Here is a 26,537-nt window from a genome sequence, read left to right on the forward strand (position 1 = left end):
GATGAGTCGAGAAGGACAATACGCAACACGCCGGAATGACAGACTTGAGTCGAGAACGACTCCGACACACGCACTCATCAGCTCAGCTCCATCGTCGCAGTGACGTACCCTGACTCTGAGGGAGCGCAAAACGTTCTCACTGCCGGTGATCTCGTAAGCGACTGTTTCAGTACGATGGTAGCCAACACGGCGATTCGTTCACACCGTCGGTGAACCACGGGCTATTTTTCATCCACCATACCGAAACCCGAGCTAGTGACGATTATTTCACTCGAAGGAGCGAGTGCGGTCGGGAAAACGACGACCGCCAAAGCCCTTTGTACCGAATTTGATGCCTATCGTGTTCCTGAGGTAAACACACTCTTCGATACGTCAGAAGAAGACGCAACAACGTGGTACTTCGAACGCCAGTGCGACCGCTGGCAACTCGCTGTCGACCGCGAAACGGACCACGAGCTCGTGATCTTGGATGGTGACGTTTTCCAACCCATCTGGTACAATTGGATTGCTCACCACCAAACGAATACACACGCCACAATCGATGAATTCGCCCCGCTTGACTCCATTTGTCGCTTCTACCGTGAAAAGCTGAAAGAGAAGTCTGTTGGGTTTCCGGATCGCTATTTTCTACTCACTGCCACCGACGAGACGTTGCGACGCCGGAAGAGAAATGACGAAACACGCATTCGTCGCAACTTTGAGTATCATCTTCAATGTATCACGCCACAAAAGATGTTCTTCGAGAAACTTCATAAGTTATCACCAGAGATAGTTCGGTTCCTCGATGCCCAATGTCTCAGTACCAATCGATCTAAGATAGCGGCCCAGCTCCCACGTGAGGACTGCGTTGATCGGTACTCGATTGAACGGCTCAATGCACTGGCCGAGTGGGTGAGCGAGACAGTTCCATCTCTTTCATACGAACGCATCGTAGAAGGGATATCGAACACCGATGCCTCTGGACAGAGACACGTTGGGGAATAACGAGTGAATTCACTACGACAGCACTGCAATCTCAATCACTGCGGAACGATAGTTGCTGTCTGATTGTGGTGGTCTTTGGGAGCAGAGAGAGCAGATCAGTACCTTCCCTCTTCGACGAACCGCTCAGCAATGCGGTGGGCACCGCGTGCTGCTGCCGTGACGGGATCGTCTGGTGCTTTTACAACGATGTCGTGTTCGAGTTCCTTGCTGAGGCGTTCCTCAAAGGTTTCAACGAGACCAGGGATGCACGCCATGCCACCAGTCAGAACGATCGGCTCTTGGAGTGTGTGTTTATAGACCTTCATATAGTCGTTCGCCAGCTGTGGCAGGAAGGTGTTAGCGATCTCGTCGATTGCATCGTCGACGTACCGGTCGAGCGCATCCATTACGCTGCGCTCGATAGTGTATTCGTGCGTGCCACCTCCTGGTTGCTGGATAATATCTGTGAATGGCTCGAAATTGTTGAAATCGCCATGCTGCTCTTTGTACTCTCGTGCGGTCGTCTGGTCGATGTTCACCCGACCCTGTGTTTCCTCTTCGACGTAGTTGGCGATCCAGCGGTCAACCTCGTTGCCTGCGATTGCACCAGTCGCAAACCGTGAGAGTTGCTCGCCCCGCCGATACACACAGGCTCCGAGATTCGTCGATCCAAAATTGATAGCAATAAAAATACGCCCGATTGCATCCAACTCGTCCCCGAACACCGGCACCGAGCCACAGAGTGACTCTGGATAACTCCGGATCAGGTGTTCGCCGACACCGCTCTCTTCGAGAACCTCAGCCAAGTTCGAAAGCCCACGCTCATTGTTGATCGCTGGAATGGCGTACACGACGACGCTGTCGGATGGTGTGTTTGTCGCTTTGACGACGCTGTCGAAAAACATCGCAGTTGCCTCCGCTTGTGTTTCATCCTCTGGCAACCCGGTTCGCAGCATGAATTGAACTTCGTCAGGATACTCATACGCTGCTTCTTCACCGTAGATAATACGTTGATCGCCAGTTAGAACGTCTTCATACGTTGCCAGACAAGTAAGTGTATCATGCGTTTTAACACCTTCTTCCTGCGATTCAGCGACGATTGTTCGGGTACTTCCGAGCTTAATACCGAGTGGAGCAGGACGCTCTTCTTCGACCTGGTCCATCTTCTCTTCAAGCATATGACTACCTGTACTGGTGCCTGATATATAAACAACCACAAGACGCAGCGGCGGTGTTATGATCGTGTTCAAACAAGAACAGATTGTGAATGCTGTATGTCTGAATACGTGGATGTTTCTGAATGGAACTACTTGATTATCGGTCAGTAATTCGCTCCATTCGTGACCCAGACGAGTAGTGGTGTTTCGGTAGTGAGAGTAGAATAATTCCGTTATAGCACTGCACGCTATCGTTGTGTGGTGTCTTACCTACTCAGATGAGGTCTCGTGAAGGATCTTGTCTTGATACTTTCGGGCATCTCCCGGGCCGTGATCTGAGCAAATGTTCACTTTCGTAATATATCTCGGATCACGACCCGCTTTGGGTGGAGTTCGGTCTCCAGTGAGTAAGTCAGAATTGTCGTCCTGATGGCTTGATTCAGACAGTGATTAGAGTAGTAGAACTCGAAACATCGTTCTCTGGCGTCTGCAGACAGTTTTCGTAGACCTGTGCTAACTGACCAATATTGTCTGAAAATGAATGTTATTCTATCCTATGATGTTGTTGATTGTCATGGCGATGAAGAACAAGATCACGACTTCGTTGACAATCCACGAATTCGTGTTCATCCAGGTACGAATCTTCGGGAGAAGCGCCTCTGCCCGTTCACCGAACAGGACCAGCATGAGCGATGGGAGCGCGAGAAATAAAACTGTCAGGAAAATAAACCCTGCAGAATCTGTCAGCGGTGCACTGTTCGCCGAGAGAAAGGTCCCAACAGCGACTGAGGTGAAGAGGTCAGTTGGGAAAAAGCCCAACAGTAAGAAGCCAAGTCTGAATGAGAACCGAGGATTCGCTGACGCCAGCTTCCCCATCCATTTCGGTGGTTCTGACTGCTCTCGCTTGAGATAAACGTGCACCATTGCAAAGAGGAGAAGAACGAATACGATGAGATGGAGTGTCCTGCGTGAGCCTCCTTGGCGGGGAGTCCCACTTCCGAACAGAAACGCGATCGTGACAATGAGGCTAATAGAGAGGCAGGCGCCGAAGACGAATGCGGCAGAGTTCCAGCGCCAATCCTCGCTCGTAGCAAGGAAGATAGCACTCAGAATCTGTGGCCCTGCGACCATCACAACAGCCAGTGGAAGTGGTGTAAGAGCAGTCATATTCTGATCATTTGTGAGATGCAATCCGACTCTCGACCGACGGTCCTACACGAATCGTTCGACTCATTCTTCGTCTCCACATGGTTGCCTAAACACCGTGAAGTAAGTTTAAATTTCGTACTGACCAGTATTGATATAATTGTGCCAGACTGTCGTGGCGGGGGGAATGATCGCTGTCTCTGTTCTGCATGCCGTGACAGAGCACACTCAGCGAATACGGGCCGAGAGCGGAACGTTTGAACACGAATGTCGAGGCTAATTACGCCCGTCACTTTCAGTCATCTCGACGCGGGTCTCTGAGTAACATCGTGCGAGTAGTGGCTGTTAATTAGTCGGACAGACAACCGTCACTGATGCTGACACTGGTGTGAATCCCAGTGTCCTATTAGTGAATAATCTCAGAAACAATCGGCTAATACTCCGCTTTTTGGTACAGCCCATGACGATGTGGTCAACGTCGAATTCGTCACTAATACTGATAATTGATCGTATCGGTGCCCCTCGTACAAGTTCGGTTCGTACATCGGCTCCATATTCGGTTGCGAGTTCCCGATAGTCCTCAAGGAGTTGCTCTGCCTCCCGTTTCCGACGATTCATGAATTCGTCGTCCCAAACCGCTGATTCGGTGACTGACATGACAACGAATGGCTTGAGTATACGAACAACGATGAGCTCAGCATCGTTGAAGTCAGTCGCTGCAACAGCGACTGCTTCTCGTGACTGTTCTGAATCATCGATAGGGACGAGGATTGTCCGATCCATATCTTCAGTCCGATTTTCAATCGCTGCTGTCTCTTTGCTCATGGACGAAAGTTCGAGACAGCACGTATTGGATGATCGTTCGGTGACCACCGAATTGAACTGTGGGCAGACACCAACGGCTCTCCTTTCTACGAGTATCCAAACTGGATAGGTGAATGGTTGATGTGCCGGTAGAGGATTGTACTGACAGAAGGACCGGACACTCAAACCACGAGTTTTCCCATCAGTCAACCATTGTATGTGTAATGCTCACACGGAACGGATTTGTTCGGTGTACACCAAGAGAAAATCGTGCGTGAATTCATCGTTACCATCACATACGAATCTGGTGTCGATCCCGTTATGGACGTATTCATCGAACATCCGGATACGCGAGCACAGACAACTACGTGTCACGTATCTGTCGATGGATTGTGGCGACTCGATCGGATTACTGGTTCCGAGGCTGCTCTCGATCAATTGAGCGAAACATTCACTAATTCCGTACACTGCAACGAGTGTATCGGAGAGCGACACTGTCACACAAATTGGGAGTACGAAATCCTCACCAGAAAGCCAACAAGGCAACTGGTCTACACGTATCGTCCTGCTGGAAGCGACTGCTGGTCGATCCCACACCTCGCAACCTGCTATCTCGGTGACGGGCTGATCTGTGATGCAGAACGGCACGAGAATCAGTACGAATGGCGGTTGCTCATGTGTGATGATGCTCCTGCCACTGAACTCTACGAGGCACTCAACGAAGAACTCCGTACGGGACTGGAGCTCGAATTTCGGCAAGTTGGCGAGCCTTCTTACTGGATTGACGAAGCAATCGAGATTGCCGATCTACCTCATGAACAGCGTACTGCTGTCGAAGCTGCTGTTGAATACGGCTACTATCAGACGCCACGCAATATTTCACTCACTGATCTCGCCGCAACGCTGGAGGTTCCCTTATCGACGCTCCAGTACCGACTCCAACAGGCTGAAGCGTGGATCATCCAGCGTTTCGTTACCCGGTCGACAACGGGGCGACTGTAGACGTACATATCGTAGCTGGTCTCTGGAATGTGTCTTTTTGAATGGAGTAATTCGCTCTATCTCACCAATTCAATCGGGCGTTCCCCCGTCTTGTCTCTCAGGCTCCTCGTAGATGACTATTCAATTGATTGAAACTCTTATCAATAGGACAAACAGCAGATATTTTGCTAGCGAGATATCGATACCAATTCGTGGGAGTAACTAGAAGCTACCACTATGGATAGCTCCTACCTTGATCCAGACATAGACGAAGAAACAGACGGTCTCAAAGGAACAACTTCGACGTATCCAGCCAATAATTCAGGAGACGAATCAGCTGAAGACCGGATTGACGAGCACACGACACCGCGGTGGCGTCGACTCACAGTTACACTGAGTGCGACGAGTGACGATGCACTGCCACAGATGGCAATCAGTGCAACACATCCATCGTACAGCGTGAGTGAGCTTCCAGTCGGCGAAGATGGCAGCTGTACGCTGTGGGTTCCAGAAATCGTGAACGATTTGGATTTCGTTCTCTCATTCCCCGATGCCGAACAGGACGATGTTTCGTTGACTGGTATCGCTGTTGGAAAACAGGATACGATCTCGATCCCGATCGTTGTTCTCTCGGGCTGACTTCCCGAGCGCGGAACCGTCTCTCTGAACACGCCGTCAGTTGGAGAACGAGGTGTCGCGTCCACGCACGCTCCCTCGTTTTCGCTCTCGATAAAATGAGTATCGATCTAGATACTGAACTGTCCGTACTGACGATACCGATCTGTTTGATAGCCGGTGATCGAGGCGGTGCTGCTCCAGTGTGAGAGAATTCAAATTTCGAATTCCTCTGTGTGATATACCCGAACGATTATTGAGATTGGTAAGTTGGTTCGATGTTCATTTGATGGCTTTTTCGAAATACGGTCACAATGTCAGTCGAAATATTATCAATCACAACCAAGATCAGAAAGGCTATAATAGATGAATTCAGACTGTCACTATGGGTGTGCAGGTTCAACACGCGTTAGTCATCGGCCTTACTGTCGGATCAATCGTCGGCGTCTTGGTGTATCGCAACGCAATCGATCGGACCCTCACTCGTCCTTTTGGCCGGTCGTTCGCAACTGGGATGGCTTCTTGTGTTGGAATTGTCATCTCACTACAGTTGGGTGATCAGGTCGTTAATATCCTCTACGTCGGAGACTCTGTCACCATCATATCCCCATGGGAAATTGCCTCAATAAAAGTCTTTGTCACTTTTTCAATTCTTGCACTGGTTTTCTTCAGTTATCATCTCTGCACTCGTGTTGGACCACTATCATCACAGGCAGGATAACTCTCGAATAATTAACGAGTATTGCCGAATTCGGTAGTCAGTACGGTCCGTAGTGGATCGTCGAATACTGGCATCCACAAAGCGAACACAACGAAATTGAGCGAGAGTTGAGACCAATACTAGAGAGAATTCCCAAAATCAACATCTATGCCCACATCCAGTGAGAAATATGACACGCGTCGGTGACAGAGGACGGCGGACGTTCATGACCACGGCTGTAGCTCTCGCAGTCGGTGTGCTTGCAGGATGTACGAGTCCCGGTGGCGGAGATAGTAGTGAAGAAACGACCATGATGGACGACGATTCGATGGATGACGATTCCACAAAAACGGATTCGATGGGGAATGAGTCAATGACGGACGACGAGATGATGAACGAGACTGATTCGATGGGGAACGAGTCACTGACGGATGATGAGATGATGAACGAGACAGAATCAGAACAGTAAGCGGAAGCGGAAGTCTCTCGGAACGTCCGGAAACGTGCTCCGCGAGTATTCGCTGAGACGACAGTATCCCGATCGTAGGAGCAAGAATGGGAGAATACACTTACTGATCCGTATTCATTCCGTGGGGCACGGTAGTGTTGATGGTTGCCTTCAGTTATACGAATCTACAACGGAGGAGCCTCCGACTGATTGCTGATGGTCAGAAAACGGAATGGCTTCTACCACACAATCACAACGCCGGGTCTACCACTGAGGGACGCGTGTTTCCGTCACAGGAGACCGCATTTCCCGCAGCGCCTCGATCCGCGCTTCGGCGATTTCATCGGCGATTTCGCCAGTCGGTCGATCCTCTGTCCGCGAACGACGGCCGATCGTGAGCATTCGATCGTAGATTCGATTAACCATCTCCCGAGCACGCTCGTGATTGTACCCACCTGTTCGGAGTAGGTCTGTGTCGTCGATCGTTCGTCCTGCGTTGGCGAGATAGTCGGGGGCGTACAGGATTCCACGATTGTGAAGTTTCGAACCGTGGCGCTTCTCGTCCTCCAGCTGGTTGTTTGCTGCCCCACAAATGATATCACACTGTAATCTTGGAATCGTCTCATCGTTCAAAACGAATCCCAGTGCTGAGGGCGCGAAAATATCACAATCGACGTCGTAGACGTTCTTGGGAGTAACCGTGTTGACTCCGTAGTGATCAACGAGTCGATCGATTGATGCCGTATCAGGATCGGCGACTGTGACGTCGGCACCCTCATCATTGAGGTATCGGACGATACTGGTGCCCATCTCTCCGACACCCTGTACGACAACGTGCAGATCACCGAGTGATCGATCATCGTACACGAGATCAGAACACGCCTCCATCGCTCTGATCACCCCGAGGCCGCCGCCATGATATCCCGACGGATGATCGAATTGTTCGGGCAAGCCAACGACGTAGTCGGTTTCCATACCAATCCAGCGAAGCTCCCGAACGTCTGTTCCGATATCCCCGCCAGTGACGAACCGTCCATCGAAGCTATCAACTATTCGACCGTACGATCGATAGAGCTCTTCCGAATGCTCGTCTTCGTCGATCCAGATGATTGCCTTCGCCCCGCCCATGTTCACACCTGCGAGGGCGTATTTGTAGGTCATCGCCCGCGAGAGCCTGAGTACGTCCTCGATGGCGTCGGCCTCGGATTCGAACGCGTATCTGCGGGTCCCGCCACCGGCAGGACCGAGTGTTGTATCATGAATTCCAACAAACCCCTTGAGTCCGGTCGCCTCGTCACGAAACGCCTTGAGTTCTGTGTGGCCGTTGTTCGCCATTCGATCGAGCAAGTCAGTCACGACGTGGTGCTTGCTGGCAATGCACTTATAGATTCGGCACTGACTGAGTTACTGTCCGAGTCAGTTGCAATCGCTGCCCAGGAAGCGTTGCGAAACTGAATGGCTCTGTAAAATGCGACTCGCTGTGAAGATTCCGTTGGCTGGAAACCAAGAAAGAGTGAAGCTGTGAGTCGTTTGCTAGCAACGAGGGGTGGACAGTGATGACAGAATGAATGTTTCCTCCAGAATGACTCTTATTATTCGTGCGTGTTGTTCCTTCAAACGATGGCTGAATTGGTAGACACCGTTCTTTTTGATATCGATGATACGCTCTGTGAGTACCGCCGTTCGGGAGCGGAACTGCTCGCACTCGCATTCGATCGCGAGGGAATAGAGCCGTTTTTCGAGGTTGATGAGTACTACGCTCAATACGATACGTTCATCGAGACAACCGATTCCGTCGAGGTTCTCCGTGCTGAGTGCTTTGCTGGCATTGCCGAGGAACACGGTCGTGATCCTGAACTCGGTCGCGCTGTTGCCAGCGCCTACGCCACCGAACGTAATCACCGAAACGTTCGTCCGTTGCCAGGATCGCGCGAGGCGGTCACATCTCTGTCTCACGATCACCGATTGGGTGTCGTGACGAACGGACCCCCCGACACGCAAGCTAAGAAACTCGACGAAATCGGGGTCGCGGATGCGTTCGAAGTCGTGATCCACGCGGGATACGATGCGCCTGCAAAGCCCGATCCCGAACCATTCCATCGGGCGCTCTCAGCGCTCGATGCCACGCCAGACTCGACTGTTCACGTCGGTAACTCACTCGCTTCGGACGTGGCCGGTGCGCAGGCAGCCGGACTCAAAGCGGTGTGGCTCTCGAACGGTACCGATCTGTGTGTTGATTCTGATTGTGTTCCTGAATACACTCTCGACTCCCTTTCGGATCTTACCGAACACCCGTGGAACCCGAGCGTAGAATAATATAGTAACTATTGTATCAATCTATAGGTCTGAATAAGCATCTATGGATAGACACATCACCGAGGGCTGGGATGTCTCGCTCTCACAGCAGTACCATGGCAGTGGGATTGAGCCAGCCCTGCGGCGAGTGGCCCACCAGAGCGTTTGGAAGGTGACTAGTATCACCAACTCCGTTCACTCTGACAGGCCACGGTACTGCTAATGGACAGCTATCGTAAAATTGTATGGGATCGTCAAACATCGATGTGAACGGTTCACTCACCGAATGGTGGGTGGTTTTGTATAGTAATCATTACATGATGTTAGTTGACTATTAGTCCGTTTCGATGTCGTATCCGCTGTGCTGTGGGATAGTATCTATGTACGAATAAATTAGATCCTGCTATCTAATCTCTGTACGTACCACTGCACGTCAGATAGATCTTGTAATACCATTCTCACAACTGCAGGTTGTATCTACGAACTAAAAATTGCAGAATTTAATATCCTTGGTCAGGAAATATAATTTGAATAGTAATAAATGATTCGTATCATGCGCAAAACGTATATCGGATTCTATTTGGAGATTATAACAACGCATGAAGGAACAATCAACACGTCGAAAATTTCTCACAGCGATAGGAGTCACAGGAATATCCCCGCTTGCCGGTTGTTCGAGCATCCCCGGGCTAGGAAATGCACCGATGAACTCCCAGATGAATGGTAGTGGAACGACGTCGCCAGATATAGATGGGAAAAACGGGACCAAGAACGCTACGAATGAACCGTATTCCCGGGGGACAGTGGTTGATGATTTTGAAGGTGATGTCGACTCCCGGTGGGGAATTAACGACGGCAAGTACAAAACGACGACACACGATGTGTTTCAAGGAACGCAGTCGCTCGTCGTCGAGCCCGGGACGTCAGCGAAACAACCCGTTGCCAAGATTTTCAAGTCGTTCTATCCAGATACACTGGATCTCAGCAAACACGATCTCTCGCTCGCGGTGAAGGTGAACAAGCCCGAGGATATCAAGATCTCTGCAGAGATCATCGCCCCTGCGAAAAGTTCCATGCTCACGTCGACCCGCTATATTCCCCTTGAACTGGACGGATGGGTTCGCTTCGATCTTGGATACACCGGTAAGACGGGCGAGCCGACCATGGACAGTGTCTCTGAGATTCGTCTTCAGATTGGACCAATTGACAATCAATTTCAGGTACTAATCGATGATCTCCGTAAAATCCCAAAGGCCACGAAGGGCAAAGTGATGTTCCAGTTCGACGATGGTCACATTACTGCCTACGAAGAGGCCTACCCGATTCTAGACGAGAAAGGATGGCCCGGTTCGATTGCAGTCGTTCCTGATGCCGTCAACGGTAACGATCGTGTGACTGATCAAATGATGCAAGAGATGGGTAACGAAGGCTGGGATATGATCGGTCACGCGAGTGAACTGCTTCCGAAGCGTTCGGAGCCAAAACAGCGTCGAATTCTCCAGCAAGCACAGCAGTATCTCAGCGTGAAGGGATTCAAAAATGGGGCACGCCATTTTGTTGCTCCATACAGCCGCGTAAATCAAACGACGCTCAATCTCATTGATGAAATCTTCGAGACGGGCTATCTGTTCGGTGGATGTCCCAACAACGCACAGCACCCGAGCAATCCGAGCTTCATTTCCCGTGTTCAGGGTTCTGATGTTCAGGGAGCTCAACATGTCCTCGACGTTGCCGACGAACTCAATCAATTGGTCGTTATCTCCTATCACGTTCTCGGTAGTGGTGACGATGCGATTCCAACGAGCGCACTCGAACAGATCGTTGATCACGTCGAAAAGAAAGATATGGACATTATCACGCCTTCACAACTCATCGATGGGAGCGAATGAGAGGGAAGATCGGCCTTATCAAACACCTGTTAGTTTGACATTCTCCCGCTGGGACAGCCATCGAATAGATGGACGAATCGTTCGGACACACGGGGACGAACGTTGAGCAAGCCTTCACAGCAGAAATCGGAGTGTGAACTCAGAAACGTCTCACTTGGTTTGTCTCCCCACTCGGTCACGATTCGGAGCTCGACGCTCGGATACACAAGAATGTCGGTTGTTTCATTCGTTTCTCGTAAGACTCTGGCTTTCTATCTTTGAATGTCTCTTTTGGTCTCGGCTCAACTAGTTCATCCAGTCGGAATCCAGTTTCGATGAGTGGATTGATGACATCAGCAAATGGCCGACGGTAGAACGGAACATCGATTTCTTCACCAGAGGCAGACCACGTCATACGTTTTTGTTCAGTTTCGAAGTAGTTCTCTGCCTCGAACGCGATATACTCATCAACCGGATGGTGTGCCGAAAATACGAGGAATCCACCCGGTTGGAGGATGCGAGCAAACTCTGTGAAAGCCTGTCGCCAATCTTCAACGTAATGAAGAGAGAGGCCACAAATGATACCATCGAACTCACTGTCGGCTGCGAACTCGAGCGGCTCTGTGATATCGGCTCTCCGAACTTCTGCTCGGTCGCCGATTCGTCGTTTCGCCTGTTCGAGCATCTTGATACTCTTATCAGCGGCGAGAACATCTGCTTCCCTCTCAATCAACCACTCTGCGTACCGGCCACATCCACAACCTGCATCAAGGACTCGTTTTCTCGCTGGATTTGGAATGAGTTCTGTCATTGCAGGAAATTCCAAGTCTGCGCAGTACGGGTCCTCTTCTTGCGTCTGGTACGTCTGCGCCAATTTGTTGTATGCGTTTTCGACGGTAGGGCTCTCATCAGGCGGCATGAACACGATCGTGTGTCACTCTTCGAATTAATCGTTGTGATTCCGATTTTGAGCCATTATTCATTCGTTACTGTTATTGGAAAACAGCTATGTTGAATCAGACGGAATGAATGAGACCACCGCTGTGTCTTCTGATTAGTGTGATCGGGCACGGTTGTGAGTGAAACAGAAAAGGGACCATTTCGTCGGAATTCCGTGTGATGAACACTGGCGAAATTTCATATTGCGCTTTCTGGTTATTCGCACGTACAAACCAACGATGACATTAGTCATACCTCGTGTCGTGTCTATCTTCGATTGTGTCCAGATATCGTACTGTCTCCCTCCTGTGGCCGTGCTTTACCACTTTCTCAGCCAGAGATCACACACAGAAATGAGCCCCTATCGTCGATTGTCAACATCTACTCCCTGTTTCACTGTATTTGACCACTATATCCTATTAAAAAGGAGTGTTCTAGGATCTAGTAGCCCTATACAACAACTTATAGGAAAATTTTATCCAATCTACTGTACATTCGTTAATCGTAATGTCTGTGAATACCAACCAAGATCGATCGGCCAGTGTTGTACTGTGTCAGTCCTGCCAGGAAGGAACGTTCTTCTGGGACGCTGAAACTGAGATGAGCCGTTGTTTCGCCTGTGGAAACAAGCATCCATAACCACTACCAAAATGTCAGGTTATACAATAAATGGCGATTCAAGAATGTCAATCAGTTATTCCTCAACTCATATCGGCGAGATGTACAGTCCGGAGGGCAGTTCATGAGCACATCAGAATGTCCACCACTGAATGAAGAGGAGTGGACTCTCGTCCAAGACTTTAACAAAGACAAGCACGGCGTTGGTCGATCAAAATTCGAGGCAAAGGCAGTTACAGACGTCTCGAAACAGTACATCGATGATGAGATCGTCATCGTCAAAAAAACGGCACCGATGGGTGGAGAACGCACATACATCCTCCCACAACGGGTAATCAAGGAAACAGCCCGCCGACTTCGATAGATTGTGTATGATCCGTACAACGCTACTATCGATAGTCCGCCATTGGGGTGTAATTACACATGAGCAAAACGTCTGGAATACAAAAAATAACCGTTAGCGAACACGCACTCGAACGCTGGTTTCAACGATCAGCCACACCTGGGAGCGATCCAGCGCTTGCTTGGGACGACGCAATAGAGATCTACGGTCACTGTCTTGAAGGTGATGAGGTTCGCTATCACGCTCTCAGCGAAACTGTTCTTATCCGCAAAACTGATACTCTCGTCACTGTCATCGCTGTGACAGACGCAAAGTGGACTGTTCGTATTGCTGTCTCTCATCTAGATGAGATGGCTATGTGACTTGATTTTAAGTTTAACTTTCTCTTCGACAATAGTTCGTGAGAACACCCACTGAGCAGGCTAGTCAAGTATCGATTATTCGATCGTTGGAGTGTCCCTCCTGTTGAGTGAGAGTGGTTTACCTTTCCACGTGATCTCAAGTCGGTGGCGAGAGAGATAAGGAGCGATGGAGTCACGAGTGACAAGTCCTTTGTAGGTCGTATCGTCGTCGACAACGACGAGGAGCGTTATTCCCGCTTCGCGCATCTGATCAGCGGCGCGTCTAACTGGTGTGGACGGAGTCGTCGTCATAACAGGACGAGACATGAATGATTCGATTGATCGGTCGCCACCGCATTCAGCAACGACAGCGACGATATCTGACTCGGTCACGACTCCGATGATGGTCTTCTCTGTATTGCAGACGACTAACGCTGGTGTGTTGGGCTGTCGAAGCCGCGATGCTGCCTCGACAATCGAAGTCTCTGGCGGTACGCTCGGTGTCGGTTTGGTCATAACAGAGGAGACTGGAACGTCGATCATACTCATAGAGGTACGATGGCGACACTTAACGATATTGGGTATACATCCACTAATTCCTTATACTATACTGATATCGATCGATGTCCTCGATAAATACTGGAGTATAGGAAAATGATCTGCCATATTTGTGTGGTTTCACAATCTGATCGAGAATGCAATACGTGCTATTTTCCACGCAGCTACTCGATTGGAGATCCATTTGGGTGATGGCAGTACAACTCAGACTGTCGATTTCTATCGGATCCTTCAATCGCTCGTCTTACCAATCTCGCTTTGAGCTCGAGTACTAAGTTATGACATCTCTATCACGATCCGTCTGAGTTGTCAGGTGTGACCGATCACAGACTCGTACATACTTGCTCTCCACTCACGACTTCTGGAATGATGACTTCGTCGGCACCAACCCGGCGAGCAAGTACCTCGTCCTGACGATCCTCGGCTCGAACGATGAGGGTGACTGTTGTAGCTAGCTGGCTAGCTACGATAGCAATCTGAATGTTCGCATTAGTGTCATCGATAGCGCCGATGACTGTCGATGCCCGCTTGACGGTAGCATCGGTGAGTATCTCTTCGCTGCGGGCATCTCCATTAACTGCAAGGAGGCCATCGTCGATTGCCCGCTGGTACTGTGTCTCTTGTTTTTCAATGATGACTACTGTACGATCTCTTTCACAGAGGCGAGCGGCGATGGTTTTACCGAATGTTCCATAGCCACAGATGATGATGTGGTTCTCAAGTTCACTAATGGTTTGTTCAATTTGCATATGTTGTAACTCCGCTCGTATTTGTCCACCGAACATCGCCGAAAACAGCGTCTCGCCGATCCAAAGACCGGCAACGACTAATCCAGAGAAAATCACAACGGCGTAGCCTTTAACGAGCGTTGCTGGTCCATCGTGACTCTGGAAATGAAGTTCGATACTGGTGGGATCTATCAACCAAAACAGCGCTTCTACGATGCGAATCTCACTGAGTATACTAAACCCAGCTAGTCCCGCGATCACAATTCCCGCGAATGCTACGACTGGCCGTACCATTCGGCGCAACAGTGGCCGCTGAACGAATGCTCGAACACGAATGCCTAACCAGCTCATAACGAAGTTTTGTGATGGAATCTGCTGACGGTGCGGTAGTGAGACACGAGTTGTAGTACAGAGCTATCGCTTCTCACACCGCGAGTAATCTCCGTGCTCGGGTCATCCCAATATGATCCCATCATTCGAATTTCATCTCGAGTTCGTGGAAACACGCAGGAGAGGTGTCCATTTTCTGCATTGCTGGTGACGGAGGATATCGCCGCTTGTGATGTGTCTGGATATGTGTGTGCGCATACTGCTTGACTCTCTCAACATCAAGCCCGCATTCTTCAGCGGCGTATTCGACATCAGCGTTGGCATCCACGAGACACCAGAGCAGCTTGTCGAGGACATCGTACGTCATTCCAAAATCGGTTTCATCGGACTGGTTAGCACGGACGCCAGCCGTGGGTGTTTTCTCACAGATTTCCGTCGGTACACCCATCTTTCGGGCTAACTGTCGTACATCTGTCTTATAGAGGCCGATCAACGGTTGGAGATCTACTCCTCCATCGCCATACTTTGTGAAATAACCCAGCAACCACTCGCTCCGAGTGGTCGTACCGAGCACTAGTCGTGACATCGTATTGGCCGCATAGTACGCACACAGCATCCGGAGGCGAGCCACCAAATTTCCGTGGGTGCGGGTCGTCGCCGCTTCTGTGAGATTCGATGGAAGTGTCTCTTCGACGAGTTTCACCACGGGATGGAGCTGCATCATCGTATGATCAATACCAAGCGTTTCAGCGAGTCCCACTGCGTCGAACGTCGCGGCTTCCGTCGCTTTTCCACACGGAAGGATGATCCCGTATACGCGATCTGGCCCGAGTGCCTCGACAGCGAGCATCGCAACGACGCTTGAATCGATGCCGCCACTCATGTTGATCACCACTCCCTCAGCATCGGCGTCGTCGACTGCGTTCTCGATGAACGTCGTCAGTCTCTCACGAATCTGTGAATGCGTCCTTTTTCCTGTTATAACCGATGCTGTCGTAGCGGTATTGCTGGCTCTGGTCATCATCTGAGTGATTGAGCGGCGAGACAGAGCTGTCGGGGGAGCCCGCTTGTGTGCAGTCTGAACACTCCGATTCATATACTGTCGGATGTCGGCTGGTTCGAGATGGAGTGCTGCTGCGATAGTAGTGACGTCTCGTTGTGTGTCGACTAACTGATGGAACACTGGATCAAGGACCTGATAAGATGCGCCCAACTCGTTCTTGTCGGTCTGGCCAGCCCAAAGCCCGCCAGTGGGAGGCTTTTCAATAATTGCGGTTGGCACTCCTACAAGCCGCGCGAGTCGACGGACATCGGTCTTATAGCAATCACCGAGCGGGAGAAGGTCTGTCCCCCCATCACCATACTTTGTGAAATACCCAAGCAGGCGTTCGGTCCGATTACTGGTGCCGACAACGAGAGAGGACGTCGTGTTAGCGGCGTAGTAGGCACACGCCATTCGCAGTCGAGCCGCGACGTTTCCGATCGCCGTCCGATCTCCGTGTGGTGAAATTCTGGGAGCGAGACTATCCTCGAACATATCGAGGATCGGCTGGATTTCGATCGTGTCATATGCGATTCCCAGATTGTCTGCAACCATCTGTGCGTCTTGCATATTCTCGTCTGTGCTAGCAAGCGTCGGCATGCACAGTCCGTGGACATCGGTAGCTCCGACCGCTTCGACAGCGAGAGCAGCCGTTGTCGAGGAATCGATCCCACCACTGAGATTCACAACGATACCGTCAGCATCCGCTTTCGTCATCATGTCTTCGATGAGTGAAATACCCTCATCGCAGCGATCAGCGGGTGAAAGAGACGTACCGTTACGGGCCGCTAATAGCCCGGTGGTCATAGAATGTGTAGACGACACTGTTAGTTGCCCTCTTTTTGTCCATCGACTGCCGGTGTTGGCATGGACACGTGCTGATGAGTCGCTCCCAACGTTATATCGAGTGACCGACCAGCAGAAGAGATTGATGTGGATATGAGATCTCTTTTTGTGATAATGGTGTTATTGATCTCTAAACTTTGCATATCGTTAATTCTTTCGCGTTTTAACAATTGATATTCTAGTATATCTTTAGTATTCTGTAGTTTCATACAGTTCATACACGTAGCGAACTTCCTCGTTTGATAAGAATCTTCTGTAATATGTGCTAGTACACCTCTGTTTCATCTAGTGTTCAAGTACTGATTCAGTCTATTTCTGTAGATTATTCTTTTTCATTCGAGTTAGATAGTCGAATGTGTTGTGTACCATGTCCGAAGTATAGTTCAGAGCATGGAATTTAGGGTCAAAATACTGTCACTCTCTGTATGGGAGTATTATGTACCGATAGAATCGGAGTGGTGTTGATCAGCACGAAGTGAGGAACCGACGACTGGCTGTCGAAGACACAACAACCAACAAAACGATACTCCTCGGAAGGGCTCAGCGCCCGGGTCCGAAATGGTCGATAGAGGGCGAAGATGTTGGTGACGGGCTACTATCAAGCCAACCGACAGATCGTCGCCCGATCTTCCAACAGGAATTCCAATTACTGGGTATATAAAAGATGTTCGGGAGTATTCAATCCCGATTTGATGCCGTGCTTCCAGCGTGCGGTACGTCTTCCGGCAGCAATTGGGTTTGGTGAGATCTCTTAGTAGGTCTCACTCGTCACAAGTGTCCCTGAATCGTCGTTGACTGAGACGGTGTCGCCACCGTTGTTCCAGATTGCTCCAGATGCTCCCCAATAGCGATCACTGGTTGTGTCAGAGCCACTCCCCGTATGAAGTGTGACGGTCTCACCAGCGGCGAGTGATGCGCCACTCGGGAACGTATACGTATGGCCGGCCTCATCGGAAACCGTCCATCCGGAGAGATCGAGCGTGCTCGATCCAGTATTCTCGAAGACGACGTACTCGTCGTTGAGGTTGTCGTTGTCGTTGCCAGCGGCGTCAGCGTTAATCTGTGCGATAGATAACCCACCACTGCCGCTCGGATTGCGGCAGTGCCAGAGACCGCGCTCGGCTGCTTGGGCGTCGGATTCAGCTGCGTAGAAGCGGTCACTCTGTGAGAAGGTACTGTCGTAAACGCGTGCATGACCTGTTTGGACGAGGTCATAGTTGAGATTGCGCCCGTCGTCGTGGACGTACGCAAGCAGCCGTCCGTAGTCTCCGCGCCCGTCGGACTGCGAATCAAGTTCAAGCGTGATCTGTTCTCCCTGCTGTAATGCGTCCTTCGTGTAGGCGCTCGCGCTTTCACCAGCCTCGTGCAAACACTGGCTGCCTGCCTCAGTGTCTGGTACACCTTCGAACTCTGTGGGGTCGTTTTCACCGTACACCTCGGGTGTGTCGACTCCCAGCATTCGAACTGTGTCGGTGGTCCCGTTCTCGTATTCGATGTCAACTGTATCACCGTCAGCGACGTCCGTAACTGTCGCTGTGAGCGATGTGCTCGTCGTCTCGGCGGGAGCAGCAGCCCCGAGCGCGCCCGCCGAAATCACAACGGCGAGGAGTGTTACTATAACAAGTGACTGGTTCGTTCGTGTCACAGGTAAAATACCGAAGATAAACATTTTAATTTTTTATATTATTGTTATATATTATTATATATCTATGCAGCTATCTATACCTACATCTATACGATGGCTGCAACATCTGGAGTAGTATCTCGCGTGTCGGTCGTGCTCGACTATCGTCGGGTCCGTCCTGTCACAACGTTGCTTGTGCGACTACGTAGCGTTGTGCGGCTATACACCACTGAGCCAGCTACTACTGAAGCAGTCATTACACAGCTTTGAGTGTAGATTCTCTGTAGACGGAATCGTTCACTTTTCTGGACGCATCTCGGTGTTTCTCTCAGTGATGACGTGAATCATTCTGCGTCGCTTCTCGCAATCACAAATAGTTCGGAGCCTGGTAACGGATTTTGAAAGGATCAATATCATTCATGGCCTATTGTGTGATCCCTCAAGATCAAAAGTAAAGACTCGTATATAATGAACAATCTGTGTAATATATCATCTATTTTTAATTTCTGGACTGTGTTTATTCCTCTTCGGAGGCTCCCGTACACCATGCACTATACAGTATTACCGTTGAACTCATTTTTGCAGAACACCGAGCAATAACCACTGATCTAACCACTATGCTAGTGTTATACAATTCATTTTGAATTTTTCCAGACGTCTAACTGTAGTAATCGTATGGATAGATGATATTTATCAGATCAATCTCACTATTGGTACGGGAAGTTTAGAAAGATGGTGGAATACGATTTCTTGGATTATATCTGGATATAGTACAATAGCCAAATAAGAATCTACTTTTACTGTCTCAGTCTATACGAGATAAGCACTGTACCAATTGATCATGGTGGGTAACGCATTAGTGAATTGTACTAGTAAAACATTGTGTGTTATCGCCAAGACAGTGTGCTACACGTACCCGTAACTGTACGTCACCCATCGTCGTCACCAATCACACTTGAGTATTCATCAGTGCCGATAGGACGACGAAACGGAGTCTATTGTTCCCATCCCGTATGATGGGATGGCCAGTGAGCAACCGGATCTCTACGAATGGCTATATTTCACTCGCTCTTCTCCGTCCGTCCGCTGCGAGCCGAATTTGCATTACAACCGTACTACTGTAACCATGACTTTAAAGATCAACGCTGCGATGACGTTTGAATTCCACATGGTGGGATGACTGGAGATCTGGCACTCTGTTACTCTGTCCATCGCGCTTCCGAATCGCAGCCAGTATCACAGTCTGAGTTGGTGAGCTATGGGATACTACTCTAACAAATCATTCGAACGACTGTCGCGACAATCGTTCGGAAGAACCAATTTGTGATCTCGAGCCAAATTCATATCCCGTATTATGAAATCGGAAGATTTCAATATTCCTTCTCAGTAGATGGCTCCTCGACAGCGATCATGATCAAACACGCACACACACTATCCCGTAATACGGGACATTAAATGGGTGTACATCATACAGGTGAGTATGACCGAATACAACGGAACGATCGCCTCGGTTGACAAGGCGTTTGATACACTGGAGTATCTCCGAGAAAACGGGAAATCTAGTCTTTCGACGATTGCAACCGATCTTGGATTCACGAAAAGCACAGCCCACAGACACCTCAAGACGCTCGAAAGCCGCGAGTACGTTGTCAGCGACGACGGGAGCTATCGATTGAGTCTTCGATTTCTCGACTTCGGCGAGTTTACGCGGCGACGGCACACAGAGTATCAACTCATCAGAGAGAAGGTAGAGGCGCTGGCCGAACAGACCGATGAGCGAGTTCAGTTCATGGTCGAAGAACACGGGCGAGCCGTGTACGTCTTCCAACAATCGGGACAACACGCAGTTGAGGCCGACACCTATCCTGGAAAGCGAGTCCCGATCCACGCTAGTGCGGCGGGGCTTGCTATTCTCTCTAAGGTGGGCTCTGATGCCGTCGACGAAATCGTTTCCCGACACGGTCTGGTTCGACTCACCCCGAAAACAATCGCCGATCGAGAAACTCTCGATGAGGAATTGCACAAAGCGCGCGAGCGAGGTTACAGTATCAACGACCAAGGCGTCATCGAGGGACTCCGGGCTATCGGTGCACCGGTGACCGGGCCGAACGATGAGGTAATTGGTGGATTGAGCATCTCTGGTCCGCTCAACCGAATGGAAGGCGAGCGATTCGAGAACGACCTCCCGTCGCTCCTCCTCGGCGTGACCAACGAGCTAGAACTTAATATCGCCTACCAGTAAACGAACGGGTTTTTGTATATTGACTTCGAGTGGTGAAGTGCATGTTGGACGGCTATGAAATGTACGACCTGACGCAGCCGTGGTCTCAGGACACCCCGGCTTGGCCGACGTACGACAACCCCAAAGTATGGTACGAGAAGAGTCTCGACACCGAAAAGGTGAACGGACAGAAGATCGAGTTCATGAACCATACAGGGACCCACCTGGACGGCGAGAAGCACTTCGTTGGAAGCGGCCGTGACATCGAGAGTATGCCGCTGGACGAACTCGTCGGCGATGCCGTCATCGCAGACATCTCTGATGTTGTCGGTGATTACGACATCTACACGAGCGAGATGATCGAGGATGTCGTTGACGTTCGAGAGGGTGATATCCTCTTCATCCATACCGGCTTTCAGGAGTACGCGTGGCACCGTGAGGACGCTGACCCGCACCGATTCTTCTGTACACATCCAGGACCAAACCAAGAGTTCGCCGACTGGTGTCTTGAGAAGAACCTCAACTATCTCATCCTCGATTGTGGGAGCGCAGACCACCCAATGAACACGGTCGTCCGCGATGTTCGACCAGAGCTCGCTGAAGAGGCAGCCGACCACCTCGGTGTCGACGACCTTGATGAAATCTTCCCGCCAGAGGGATATCAGTTGATGCACACCGACCTGTTCCCCGAGGGTATCGTCCACGTGGAGAATGCGGAGGTTCCCGAAGAACTACTCAACGAACGCGTCCAGATCGGAACGTTCCCATGGCGCTTCCGCGGTGGCGAGAGCAGTGTCTGTCGCTGTGTCGCATTCAAGGAAGCCTAATCTCCTTTTGGACTGGGACTTCGTTTCCGCTTTGGTACATTCAACTCCCACTCAGTAACGACGGTTGTCCATCCTGGTGGACGGGATCTGTGACCTGCTGTTCTCTTCTCAGCTCATAGACCTTCTCGCTGTCGCATACCAATAATCTGCTATTGCGGTCATACAACCCGTCTGATTAACTCCTACCATAAATAACAATTAAATTATGTAATGAAAATTCTATTATGCGAAATGGTTATAGTACTGTGCCCGTTGGTAGGTACATCGGAGTATTCGAGAGAACGACGGATGTGGTTTCGATCCCGGAACGACAATCGTAACGTTCCAAGCATCCTCCGTGGATGATCTCGAGTCGCACGCTCCGACAACTAACGGTTACACACAACGACCCAATGACTGACGCTACATCGGACTTGGACACAGATCACTCCGGCCAGTACGCTAGCATCGAAACTGGGAGAAACTGTATCCTCGTCTACGACCTTGAAAATCCGAACGCTTGGCTCAAGTCAAACGGATCGGTCCCCGTTCGAGAGTAGCTCACTGGTGCATCTATCCAGAGTGTGGATGCCATCAGTGGGGAGCGCATAGCAACGTGCGGTAGTGACTTGCCCGGCGATCGGATGACGTGGGCGTGTCGTAGTAGAGATATCGGCATCTAATGACAGTCCAAAACTGCCCGGATGTTCGGGTGCGGTGAGCAACCGTCCCGCCGTCGTGTGTCAGATAACACGACCGTGTCTGCCTGATTTCTGTAGCATGCTATGTCATTATCACGTCATACAGCGGCTGTATCATGCGATGGGGTAACATTTTTTACGTCACGGCGCACGAGATATTTCTATGGAACGCGGTGGATACATACTCGATGGTGTGCGCATCCTTGATCTCTCAACATTTGTGACTGGTGGTTTTTGCTCGCTGATGCTGGCCAATCAGGGAGCTGACGTAATAAAGATCGAGCGTCCCGGAACCGGTGATGACATTCGTCAGTCCGGACCGCCGTTTGTTGATGGCGAATCACCATACTATTGGACAGTGAACTACGATAAGCGAAGCGTTGAATTGAACTTGAAATCGGAAGAGGCACTCGCGGCACTGTATGATCTTGCTGCCGAAGCCGACGTGTTCATCCAGAACTTTCGACCAGGGACTGCTGAACGACTCGGAGTCGACTACGACCGTATCGTGGCTGAGAACGAGGATATCGTCTATTGCGATATCTCTGCATTCGGACAGTCGGGGCCGTGGCGACAGCGACCGGGATACGACCTGCTGGTGCAAGGTCTAAGCGGTATCATGGATGTGACCGGTGAGCCAGATGGTCAGCCGGCGAAAGTTGGTCTTCCAATGACCGATCTCGTAACCGGAATGTGGGCTGCGTTTGGCATCGTCTCGGCACTGTACCAGCGCAGACAGACTGGTGAAGGAGATTACATCGACCTCGGGATGCTCGATGCAACCGTACCGTGGCTCACCAAACAAGCGGGGAAGGTGTTCGCCGACGATCGTCCACAACGAATGGGAACGAAGGATCCAGTACTCGCACCGTACCAAATGTTCCAGACAGCAGACGGACACATCAACGTTGCTTGTCTCAACCGAAAGCTCTGGCGAGCGTTCTGTATGGCCATCGAACGCGAGGATCTAATCGAGGACGAGCGGTTCGTTACGAATGCTGACCGCGTCGAATCGATGGCAATTCTAGAAGACGAAATCGAACAGACACTGACCAAGTGGACGACCAACGAGTGGCTGGAAATCTTTGTCGAGGCCGGCGTTCCGGCCGCGCCTGTGCAAGGCGTAGAAGACGCACTGTACAACGAACAAACCGAAGCACGGGACGTTATGACGACCCTTTCAGACGGCGAACGTGAAATTCCTGCTATCGAACATCCACTCAACTTCCAACACGCAACGAGTGGTTTCCGATCCCCACCACCCCGTCTGGGAGAACACACGCGAGACGTGTTCCGTGAACTCGGCTACGAGGAGGCGGCTATTGAACGACTATTCGAAGTAGGAGCAATTGGTCGCACCAATCAGTCAGACTGAATCTGTTTGTTGACTCGGTTGGGACCACCATCTCCCGAAGCCTGCGGAAACTTTTATCATGGTAAACACCCTCACTCGGAATACGCATGAGCATAGAAACGTCCGAGAGTGATTCGGAACGACCAGTACGAGAGATTTCGCTGACGGTAAACGGCGAAACAGTCTCCGCAGAAGTCGAACCGCGTCTGAAGCTTTCGGATTTCCTCCGAAACTATCGTGACCTCCGCAGTGTCCGCGTCGGCTGTGAACACGGTGTCTGTGGTGCGTGTACTGTCAGTATGGATGATGCGGTCGTAAAGAGCTGTCTCGTCTATGCGGTTCAGGCCGACGGAAGTGACCTCCTCACTGTCGAAGGACTCGCCGATGACGGTGAACTCGGTCCAGTTCAGCAGGCGTTTCACGAAGAACACGCCCTCCAGTGTGGCTTCTGCACGAGTGGATTCGTGATGGCGACGCGAAGCCTGCTCAAAGAAACTGATCATCCGACGGACGAAGCGATCCAAGCGGGACTGGCTGACAACATCTGTCGCTGCACCGGTTATCAGAACATCTACGACGCCGTCCATCGAGCAGCCGAATACACACAAGAGGATGAGGACTGATGTCGGGAACAGGAACTGATGCTCGTCCCGAGTCACATCCGGATGCGGGCGACGAAGGAGAGACGTTCACTGGCACCGGACTCGAACGGATCGAGGACCGTCGCATCCTCACTGGAGAGGCCCAGTACATCCACGACATCACGCCAGAGGACTGCCTCCACATGGCGCTATTGCGGACGACACACGCTCACGCGAGAATCGAATCGATCGATACGAGCGCTGCTGAGAATCACCCGGATTGTGAACTCGTCCTCACCAGCGAGGACCTGCAGGCCGAGTACCATCCAATGCCCTGTGGATTAAAGGGATTCGAAGAATGGTCACTCGCGGTCGATACGGTACGATTCGTCGGTGAGCCTGTGGCAGCCGTCGTTGCAACTGATCGGTACGTTGCCGAAGACATCATCGACGAGATCGACGTGGCGTATGAAACGCTCGATCCTGTCGTCGATCCCTTGGACGCTCTCGAAGACGAAACGATCATCCACGACGATATTGGAACGAACGTTCCCGACGGTGAGGAGTTCGTCTTCGGTGCTGTTGATGAGGCATTCTCTGAGGCCGACACCGTCATCGAACGGGAGTACTCGTGGGGGCGCATCTCGGGAGTCCCACTGGAGACAGCGGGCGTCGTTGCCGAGTACGACCCTGATGCCGATTCGTTCCACATCGACTGCAACATCCAACTGCACACGCTGGTTGATGACACCGTATATGAGACACTCGGGTACCCCCCAGAGCGAGTCGTGCTCGACGTGCCTGCAGATGTCGGTGGAAGTTTCGGAACGAAGATTGCTATCCACCGATACTGCAGCTTGGCAGCAATGGCCAGTCAGCAGCTCGACGGACGACCGGTGAAGTTCGTCGAAGACCGCGTCGAGAACCTGCAAGGAGGGGACATGCATTCGACCCAGCGCGAGTATTCGGTTCGGCTGGCGTGTGACGACGACGGGACCATTCGTGGGCTCGACGTACAATTCGTCGATGATTTCGGCGCGTGGCCGCGGTATCCAGTGAATCAGACACTCAAGCCACTCTCTGTACTCACAGACTCATACGATATTCAGGACGTTCGCTATCGCTACGATCTGGTGATGACGAACAAGACATCCCAGACGGCCTACCGTGGCTTCGGCGTTCCACCGCATCTGTACGCGATCGAGATGATCGTCGATGAAGCGGCTCGTGAGCTTGGCATCGATCCCGTCTCGTTCCGACAGCAGAATCTTATCGAGCCAGATGCGATGCCGTACGAGATCCCATCGCACAACATCTACGACTCGGGAGATTACCCAGCGGCACTCAATCATCTCCGCGACCACGTCGAAGCAACTGAGCGCGTTGATGGTGGCCTACTCGATCCCGAGACCATCGAAGCACAGCGTGCAGACGGGCGTTACAGAGGTGTCAGCTACACGCTTCACATCGAACCGGGTGTGAGTGGCTCCGACTGGACTGACCGTCAGCGAAGCGACCGGGAGGCGCTGGCAACGCGCGACCGCGATGCAGTGAATGAACTACCAGAGCATCTACGCGCGGAAATCACCGAAGATGGCACCGTTCGAGCGTTTCTCGCGGCTGACTCCTCGGGGCAGGGCCATCAGACGCTTGTCACACAGTTACTCGCCGACGAACTGGAGATCCTCCCGAGTGATATCGAGGTTGAGTACCTCGACAGTGGCGCTGCTCCGACGGTATACGGCAGCGCTGCCTCACGAATGGCGGTGATGCTCTCTGGTGCAACACAGGGACTCGGTGAGAGGATGCAGTCGAACCTTTGTCAGCTAGCGGCCGAGGAGTGGGATCTCGATCTCGATACGGTCAGCTATCGTGACGGTGCTGTCGAACGAATCGACACCAACGAACGCCTTGCGCTCTCTGATCTCGTTGCTATCGACGTTGCGAATCGCAGCGAGGGCGAGCGACTCACCCGTGCGAGGTACGACTACGACCATCCAGCGACAACACGCGAGGCGTTCGATACGGCACTGACAGCGAAATACCCAGTTTATCCGACGGCAGCGTTCGCGGTCAACGCACCAATCGTCGAAGTCGATACAAAGACCGGCGAAGTGGATATTCTGAAGTTCTACACGCTCCGTGACTGTGGCACCCAGCTGAATCCTGTCATTGTAGAGGGACAAGCCCACGGTGGGATTGCACAGGGAATCGGCGCTGCGCTCATGGAAGAGTTTGGCTACGATGAATCAGGACAGCCACAGGCAGTGACGTTCTTCGATTACCTCCTCCCCTCGATTAAGAACGTCCCCAACATCGAGATGCAACACTCCGAGACACCATCACCGTTCACTGCGACAGGCGCAAAAGGAACCGGCGAAGGGGGAATGATCGATGCTCCTGCTAGCATTGCCTCTTCGATCAATCAGGCCCTCGAACCGCTCGATGTCGTTGCCGACCGTATCCCGATGACGCCGAACCGTCTCCGACGGCGCATCCGTGAAGCTGAAGCAACGAACGATCAGTAA

General features: G+C 51.3%; 24 protein-coding genes. 15 read left to right on the top strand and 9 right to left on the bottom strand.

Going from position 1 to position 26,537, the window contains the following annotated elements; all coding sequences use genetic code 11:
* Positions 1-255 precede the first annotated feature (255 nt).
* Positions 256-984: an ATP-binding protein gene (locus tag MW898_RS04695; RefSeq protein ID WP_248905015.1), complete on the top strand. Its 729-nt coding sequence runs from the start codon at positions 256-258 to the stop codon at positions 982-984.
* Positions 985-1,079: 95 nt separating this feature from the next.
* Here MW898_RS04695 and MW898_RS04700 read toward each other — a convergent pair whose 3' ends face one another.
* From MW898_RS04700 to MW898_RS04710, 3 genes are all read right to left on the bottom strand, one after another.
* Entirely contained in the window at positions 1,080-2,141 is a 1,062-nt protein-coding gene (locus MW898_RS04700) for an actin-like salactin (RefSeq protein ID WP_248905017.1), read from the bottom strand.
* A gap of 528 nt (positions 2,142-2,669) precedes the next feature.
* Positions 2,670-3,287, bottom strand: a complete 618-nt coding sequence (locus MW898_RS04705; protein ID WP_248905019.1) for a GAP family protein — start codon at positions 3,285-3,287, stop codon at positions 2,670-2,672.
* A 324-nt stretch (positions 3,288-3,611) separates the two neighbouring features.
* Positions 3,612-4,091: a universal stress protein gene (locus MW898_RS04710; RefSeq protein ID WP_248905021.1), complete on the bottom strand. Its 480-nt coding sequence runs from the start codon at positions 4,089-4,091 to the stop codon at positions 3,612-3,614.
* 249 nt (positions 4,092-4,340) lie between these two features.
* Here MW898_RS04710 and MW898_RS25945 point away from each other — a divergent pair, with 249 nt between their 5' ends.
* The 4 genes from MW898_RS25945 to MW898_RS04730 all read left to right on the top strand — a co-directional run bounded on the left by MW898_RS25945 (position 4,341) and on the right by MW898_RS04730 (position 6,835).
* Positions 4,341-5,072 carry a helix-turn-helix domain-containing protein gene (locus MW898_RS25945; protein WP_248905023.1) on the top strand — a complete coding sequence of 244 codons (732 nt, stop codon included), beginning with the start codon at positions 4,341-4,343 and terminating at the stop codon, positions 5,070-5,072.
* 216 nt (positions 5,073-5,288) lie between these two features.
* Entirely contained in the window at positions 5,289-5,690 is a 402-nt protein-coding gene (locus tag MW898_RS04720; protein WP_248905025.1) for a hypothetical protein, read from the top strand.
* Positions 5,691-6,051: 361 nt separating this feature from the next.
* Entirely contained in the window at positions 6,052-6,387 is a 336-nt protein-coding gene (locus MW898_RS04725; protein WP_248905027.1) for a hypothetical protein, read from the top strand.
* A gap of 169 nt (positions 6,388-6,556) precedes the next feature.
* Positions 6,557-6,835 (top strand): hypothetical protein, encoded by a 279-nt coding sequence (locus MW898_RS04730; protein WP_248905028.1) that lies wholly within the window; start codon positions 6,557-6,559, stop codon positions 6,833-6,835.
* A gap of 243 nt (positions 6,836-7,078) precedes the next feature.
* On the opposite strand, the gene MW898_RS04735 is transcribed toward MW898_RS04730, so the two are convergent.
* Positions 7,079-8,170 (bottom strand): Leu/Phe/Val dehydrogenase, encoded by a 1,092-nt coding sequence (locus MW898_RS04735; protein WP_248905029.1) that lies wholly within the window; start codon positions 8,168-8,170, stop codon positions 7,079-7,081.
* 264 nt (positions 8,171-8,434) lie between these two features.
* Between MW898_RS04735 and MW898_RS04740 the strand changes: the two genes are divergently transcribed.
* Both MW898_RS04740 and MW898_RS04745 read left to right on the top strand, forming a co-directional pair.
* Positions 8,435-9,130 (top strand): HAD family hydrolase, encoded by a 696-nt coding sequence (locus MW898_RS04740; RefSeq protein WP_248905030.1) that lies wholly within the window; start codon positions 8,435-8,437, stop codon positions 9,128-9,130.
* 578 nt (positions 9,131-9,708) lie between these two features.
* Positions 9,709-10,998: a polysaccharide deacetylase family protein gene (locus MW898_RS04745; RefSeq protein WP_248905031.1), complete on the top strand. Its 1,290-nt coding sequence runs from the start codon at positions 9,709-9,711 to the stop codon at positions 10,996-10,998.
* A 175-nt stretch (positions 10,999-11,173) separates the two neighbouring features.
* Here the strand turns inward: MW898_RS04745 and MW898_RS04750 are convergent, their stop codons facing one another.
* Complete coding sequence (locus tag MW898_RS04750) at positions 11,174-11,896, bottom strand: class I SAM-dependent methyltransferase (protein WP_248905032.1); 723 nt, start codon at positions 11,894-11,896, stop codon at positions 11,174-11,176.
* A gap of 762 nt (positions 11,897-12,658) precedes the next feature.
* On the opposite strand from MW898_RS04750, the gene MW898_RS04755 reads away from it, so the two are divergent.
* Both MW898_RS04755 and MW898_RS04760 read left to right on the top strand, forming a co-directional pair.
* On the top strand, positions 12,659-12,898 hold the full coding sequence (locus MW898_RS04755) for a hypothetical protein (RefSeq protein WP_248905034.1): 240 nt from the start codon (positions 12,659-12,661) through the stop codon (positions 12,896-12,898).
* Positions 12,899-12,957: 59 nt separating this feature from the next.
* Positions 12,958-13,239: a hypothetical protein gene (locus MW898_RS04760; RefSeq protein ID WP_248905036.1), complete on the top strand. Its 282-nt coding sequence runs from the start codon at positions 12,958-12,960 to the stop codon at positions 13,237-13,239.
* Positions 13,240-13,314: 75 nt separating this feature from the next.
* On the opposite strand, the gene MW898_RS04765 is transcribed toward MW898_RS04760, so the two are convergent.
* From MW898_RS04765 to MW898_RS04780, 4 genes are all read right to left on the bottom strand, one after another.
* Positions 13,315-13,761 carry a CBS domain-containing protein gene (locus MW898_RS04765; RefSeq protein WP_248905038.1) on the bottom strand — a complete coding sequence of 149 codons (447 nt, stop codon included), beginning with the start codon at positions 13,759-13,761 and terminating at the stop codon, positions 13,315-13,317.
* Positions 13,762-14,099: 338 nt separating this feature from the next.
* Positions 14,100-14,798, bottom strand: coding sequence for a potassium channel family protein (locus MW898_RS04770; RefSeq protein WP_248905040.1), 699 nt, complete (start codon positions 14,796-14,798; stop codon positions 14,100-14,102).
* 178 nt (positions 14,799-14,976) lie between these two features.
* Positions 14,977-16,683 carry an NAD+ synthase gene (locus tag MW898_RS04775; protein ID WP_248905042.1) on the bottom strand — a complete coding sequence of 569 codons (1,707 nt, stop codon included), beginning with the start codon at positions 16,681-16,683 and terminating at the stop codon, positions 14,977-14,979.
* 790 nt (positions 16,684-17,473) lie between these two features.
* Entirely contained in the window at positions 17,474-18,391 is a 918-nt protein-coding gene (locus tag MW898_RS04780; protein ID WP_373689827.1) for a lamin tail domain-containing protein, read from the bottom strand.
* Between the two features lie 1,435 nt (positions 18,392-19,826).
* On the opposite strand from MW898_RS04780, the gene MW898_RS04785 reads away from it, so the two are divergent.
* The 6 genes from MW898_RS04785 (at position 19,827) to MW898_RS04810 (ending at position 26,537) form a co-directional block, all read left to right on the top strand.
* A complete protein-coding gene (locus MW898_RS04785) occupies positions 19,827-20,588 on the top strand; it encodes an IclR family transcriptional regulator (RefSeq protein ID WP_248905046.1) in 762 nt (253 codons plus the stop codon).
* A 41-nt stretch (positions 20,589-20,629) separates the two neighbouring features.
* Positions 20,630-21,394: a cyclase family protein gene (locus MW898_RS04790; protein ID WP_264383105.1), complete on the top strand. Its 765-nt coding sequence runs from the start codon at positions 20,630-20,632 to the stop codon at positions 21,392-21,394.
* Between the two features lie 341 nt (positions 21,395-21,735).
* Positions 21,736-21,933 (top strand): DUF7331 family protein, encoded by a 198-nt coding sequence (locus tag MW898_RS04795; RefSeq protein ID WP_248905050.1) that lies wholly within the window; start codon positions 21,736-21,738, stop codon positions 21,931-21,933.
* 304 nt (positions 21,934-22,237) lie between these two features.
* Complete coding sequence (locus MW898_RS04800; RefSeq protein ID WP_248905051.1) at positions 22,238-23,449, top strand: CaiB/BaiF CoA transferase family protein; 1,212 nt, start codon at positions 22,238-22,240, stop codon at positions 23,447-23,449.
* Between the two features lie 86 nt (positions 23,450-23,535).
* The gene (locus tag MW898_RS04805; RefSeq protein WP_248905052.1) at positions 23,536-24,051 is read left to right on the top strand and encodes a (2Fe-2S)-binding protein; all 516 of its coding nucleotides are present in this window, start codon (positions 23,536-23,538) and stop codon (positions 24,049-24,051) included.
* Positions 24,051-26,537 (top strand): xanthine dehydrogenase family protein molybdopterin-binding subunit, encoded by a 2,487-nt coding sequence (locus MW898_RS04810; protein WP_248905053.1) that lies wholly within the window; start codon positions 24,051-24,053, stop codon positions 26,535-26,537. Before MW898_RS04805 ends, MW898_RS04810 begins: the two co-directional genes overlap by 1 nt.

The organism is Halocatena marina, from assembly GCF_023276375.1.
In the GTDB taxonomy this organism is placed as follows: Archaea; Halobacteriota; Halobacteria; order Halobacteriales; family Haloarculaceae; genus Halocatena; species Halocatena marina.

Excerpts from the sequence above, each read along its gene's own strand:
- MW898_RS04700 (WP_248905017.1), bottom strand. The coding sequence starts at position 2,141 with ATGCTTGAAGAGAAGATGGACCAGGTCGAAGAAGAGCGTCCTGCTCCA.
- MW898_RS04705 (WP_248905019.1), bottom strand. The coding sequence starts at position 3,287 with ATGACTGCTCTTACACCACTTCCACTGGCTGTTGTGATGGTCGCAGGG.
- MW898_RS04710 (WP_248905021.1), bottom strand. The coding sequence starts at position 4,091 with ATGAGCAAAGAGACAGCAGCGATTGAAAATCGGACTGAAGATATGGAT.
- MW898_RS04720 (WP_248905025.1), top strand. The coding sequence starts at position 5,289 with ATGGATAGCTCCTACCTTGATCCAGACATAGACGAAGAAACAGACGGT.
- MW898_RS04725 (WP_248905027.1), top strand. The coding sequence starts at position 6,052 with ATGGGTGTGCAGGTTCAACACGCGTTAGTCATCGGCCTTACTGTCGGA.
- MW898_RS04730 (WP_248905028.1), top strand. The coding sequence starts at position 6,557 with ATGACACGCGTCGGTGACAGAGGACGGCGGACGTTCATGACCACGGCT.
- MW898_RS04740 (WP_248905030.1), top strand. The coding sequence starts at position 8,435 with ATGGCTGAATTGGTAGACACCGTTCTTTTTGATATCGATGATACGCTC.
- MW898_RS04745 (WP_248905031.1), top strand. The coding sequence starts at position 9,709 with ATGAAGGAACAATCAACACGTCGAAAATTTCTCACAGCGATAGGAGTC.
- MW898_RS04750 (WP_248905032.1), bottom strand. The coding sequence starts at position 11,896 with ATGCCGCCTGATGAGAGCCCTACCGTCGAAAACGCATACAACAAATTG.
- MW898_RS04755 (WP_248905034.1), top strand. The coding sequence starts at position 12,659 with ATGAGCACATCAGAATGTCCACCACTGAATGAAGAGGAGTGGACTCTC.
- MW898_RS04760 (WP_248905036.1), top strand. The coding sequence starts at position 12,958 with ATGAGCAAAACGTCTGGAATACAAAAAATAACCGTTAGCGAACACGCA.
- MW898_RS04765 (WP_248905038.1), bottom strand. The coding sequence starts at position 13,761 with ATGATCGACGTTCCAGTCTCCTCTGTTATGACCAAACCGACACCGAGC.
- MW898_RS04770 (WP_248905040.1), bottom strand. The coding sequence starts at position 14,798 with ATGGTACGGCCAGTCGTAGCATTCGCGGGAATTGTGATCGCGGGACTA.
- MW898_RS04775 (WP_248905042.1), bottom strand. The coding sequence starts at position 16,683 with ATGACCACCGGGCTATTAGCGGCCCGTAACGGTACGTCTCTTTCACCC.
- MW898_RS04780 (WP_373689827.1), bottom strand. The coding sequence starts at position 18,391 with ATGTTTATCTTCGGTATTTTACCTGTGACACGAACGAACCAGTCACTT.
- MW898_RS04785 (WP_248905046.1), top strand. The coding sequence starts at position 19,827 with ATGACCGAATACAACGGAACGATCGCCTCGGTTGACAAGGCGTTTGAT.
- MW898_RS04790 (WP_264383105.1), top strand. The coding sequence starts at position 20,630 with ATGTTGGACGGCTATGAAATGTACGACCTGACGCAGCCGTGGTCTCAG.
- MW898_RS04795 (WP_248905050.1), top strand. The coding sequence starts at position 21,736 with ATGATCTCGAGTCGCACGCTCCGACAACTAACGGTTACACACAACGAC.
- MW898_RS04800 (WP_248905051.1), top strand. The coding sequence starts at position 22,238 with ATGGAACGCGGTGGATACATACTCGATGGTGTGCGCATCCTTGATCTC.
- MW898_RS04805 (WP_248905052.1), top strand. The coding sequence starts at position 23,536 with ATGAGCATAGAAACGTCCGAGAGTGATTCGGAACGACCAGTACGAGAG.
- MW898_RS04810 (WP_248905053.1), top strand. The coding sequence starts at position 24,051 with ATGTCGGGAACAGGAACTGATGCTCGTCCCGAGTCACATCCGGATGCG.